This window comes from Streptococcus pseudopneumoniae, assembly GCF_001068775.1.
GTDB classification, from domain to species: domain Bacteria; phylum Bacillota; class Bacilli; order Lactobacillales; family Streptococcaceae; genus Streptococcus; species Streptococcus pseudopneumoniae_N.
Genome location: NZ_JWAJ01000072.1, coordinates 1 through 2,500 on the forward strand (window position 1 = coordinate 1; position 2,500 = coordinate 2,500).

A 2,500-nucleotide genomic window follows, 5' to 3' on the forward strand; every position below is an offset into this window, starting at 1 on the left:
CGCTTTTACACGCCTGACGGTTTTCAAGACCGTTCCCTTCAGCCGGACTTGGGTAATCCTCCATAGTATTTAATGGACCTTGTAGGACTTGAACCTACGACCACTCGGTTATGAGCCGAGAGCTCTAACCAGCTGAGCTAAAGGTCCAACAAGATCATTATAGCGGCGAAGGGGATCGAACCCCCGACCTCCCGGGTATGAACCGGACGCTCTAGCCAGCTGAGCTACACCGCCATCAATCGGGAAGACAGGATTCGAACCTGCGACACCTTGGTCCCAAACCAAGTACTCTACCAAGCTGAGCTACTTCCCGAGTTAAATAGAAAAATGCACCCTAGAGGAGTCGAACCTCTAACCGCCTGATTCGTAGTCAGGTACTCTATCCAGTTGAGCTAAGGGTGCTCTTTATATGCCGAGGACCGGGATCGAACCGGTACGATCGTTACCAATCGCAGGATTTTAAGTCCTGTGCGTCTGCCAGTTCCGCCACCCCGGCCTCTCTAAGCGAACGACGGGATTCGAACCCGCGACCCCCACCTTGGCAAGGTGGTGTTCTACCACTGAACTACGTTCGCATCGACCTCTTGGTTATATTAAAAAAATGCCGGCTACATGACTTGAACACGCGACCCTCTGATTACAAATCAGATGCTCTACCAACTGAGCTAAGCCGGCTTATTTCTATTATGCGGGTTAAGGGACTTGAACCCCCACGCCGTTAAGCGCCAGATCCTAAATCTGGTGCGTCTGCCAATTCCGCCAAACCCGCAATGATGACCCGTACTGGGCTCGAACCAGTGACCCATTGATTAAAAGTCAATTGCTCTACCAACTGAGCTAACGAGTCTAAAATAACTTTCGTTATCTTAAACGGTCCCGACGGGAATCGAACCCGCGATCTTCGCCGTGACAGGGCGACGTGATAACCGCTACACTACGGGACCTATGGGAGTTAACGGGATCGAACCGCTGACCCTCTGCTTGTAAGGCAGATGCTCTCCCAGCTGAGCTAAACTCCCTTTAGCTAAGCGACTTCCTTATCTCACAGGGGGCAACCCCCAACTACTTCCGGCGTTCTAGGGCTTAACTTCTGTGTTCGGCATGGGTACAGGTGTATCTCCTAGGCTATCGTCACTTAACTTTGAGTAATACATACTCAAAATTGAATATCTTTCAAATTTCACTTTAAAATAATCACGCTTCGTATTCTCAGTTACTTTGGATAAGTCCTCGAGCTATTAGTATTAGTCCGCTACATGTGTCGCCACACTTCCACTTCTAACCTATCTACCTGATCATCTCTCAGGGCTCTTACTGATATAAAATCATGGGAAATCTCATCTTGAGGTGGGTTTCACACTTAGATGCTTTCAGCGTTTATCCCTTCCCTACATAGCTACCCAGCGATGCCTTTGGCAAGACAACTGGTACACCAGCGGTAAGTCCACTCTGGTCCTCTCGTACTAGGAGCAGATCCTCTCAAATTTCCTACGCCCGCGACGGATAGGGACCGAACTGTCTCACGACGTTCTGAACCCAGCTCGCGTGCCGCTTTAATGGGCGAACAGCCCAACCCTTGGGACCGACTACAGCCCCAGGATGCGACGAGCCGACATCGAGGTGCCAAACCTCCCCGTCGATGTGAACTCTTGGGGGAGATAAGCCTGTTATCCCCAGGGTAGCTTTTATCCGTTGAGCGATGGCCCTTCCATACGGAACCACCGGATCACTAAGCCCGACTTTCGTCCCTGCTCGAGTTGTAGCTCTCGCAGTCAAGCTCCCTTATACCTTTACACTCTGCGAATGATTTCCAACCATTCTGAGGGAACCTTTGGGCGCCTCCGTTACCTTTTAGGAGGCGACCGCCCCAGTCAAACTGCCCGTCAGACACTGTCTCCGATAGGGATCACCTATCTGGGTTAGAGTGGCCATAACACAAGGGTAGTATCCCAACAACGTCTCCTTCGAAACTGGCGTCCCGATCTCTTAGACTCCTACCTATCCTGTACATGTGGTACAGACACTCAATATCAAACTGCAGTAAAGCTCCATGGGGTCTTTCCGTCCTGTCGCGGGTAACCTGCATCTTCACAGGTACTAAAATTTCACCGAGTCTCTCGTTGAGACAGTGCCCAAATCATTACGCCTTTCGTGCGGGTCGGAACTTACCCGACAAGGAATTTCGCTACCTTAGGACCGTTATAGTTACGGCCGCCGTTTACTGGGGCTTCAATTCATACCTTCGCTTACGCTAAGCACTCCTCTTAACCTTCCAGCACCGGGCAGGCGTCACCCCCTATACATCATCTTACGATTTAGCAGAGAGCTGTGTTTTTGATAAACAGTTGCTTGGGCCTATTCACTGCGGCTGACCTAAGTCAGCACCCCTTCTCCCGAAGTTACGGGGTCATTTTGCCGAGTTCCTTAACGAGAGTTCTCTCGATCACCTGAGGCTACTCGCCTCGACTACCTGTGTCGGTTTGCGGTACGGGTAGAGTAT

The 2,500-nt window shown here is 50.9% G+C and carries 11 tRNA genes and 2 rRNA genes (1 of these 13 cut by a window edge); all 13 read right to left on the reverse strand.

The features are described 5' to 3' along the window. Nucleotides 1-73: 73 nt before the first annotated feature. Nucleotides 74-147: transfer RNA gene (locus ADF68_RS02585), tRNA-Ile, on the reverse strand. A 13-nt stretch (nt 148-160) separates the two neighbouring features. Beyond that, a tRNA-Met gene (locus ADF68_RS02590) sits at nt 161-234 on the reverse strand. Nucleotides 235-239: 5 nt separating this feature from the next. Further along, a tRNA-Pro gene (locus ADF68_RS02595) sits at nt 240-313 on the reverse strand. Between the two features lie 15 nt (nt 314-328). Beyond that, a tRNA-Arg gene (locus tag ADF68_RS02600) sits at nt 329-402 on the reverse strand. A gap of 8 nt (nt 403-410) precedes the next feature. After that, nucleotides 411-496, reverse strand: a tRNA-Leu gene (locus tag ADF68_RS02605). Between the two features lie 7 nt (nt 497-503). Then, nucleotides 504-575, reverse strand: a tRNA-Gly gene (locus tag ADF68_RS02610). A gap of 27 nt (nt 576-602) precedes the next feature. Continuing rightward, nucleotides 603-675, reverse strand: a tRNA-Thr gene (locus ADF68_RS02615). A gap of 12 nt (nt 676-687) precedes the next feature. Then, nucleotides 688-769: transfer RNA gene (locus ADF68_RS02620), tRNA-Leu, on the reverse strand. Between the two features lie 5 nt (nt 770-774). Then, nucleotides 775-847: transfer RNA gene (locus ADF68_RS02625), tRNA-Lys, on the reverse strand. 24 nt (nt 848-871) lie between these two features. After that, nucleotides 872-944, reverse strand: a tRNA-Asp gene (locus ADF68_RS02630). 2 nt (nt 945-946) lie between these two features. Next, nucleotides 947-1,019, reverse strand: a tRNA-Val gene (locus tag ADF68_RS02635). 4 nt (nt 1,020-1,023) lie between these two features. Beyond that, nucleotides 1,024-1,139 (reverse strand): 5S ribosomal RNA (gene rrf, locus ADF68_RS02640). A 79-nt stretch (nt 1,140-1,218) separates the two neighbouring features. Then, nucleotides 1,219-2,500, reverse strand: a 23S ribosomal RNA gene (locus ADF68_RS02645); it runs 1,619 nt beyond the window's last position.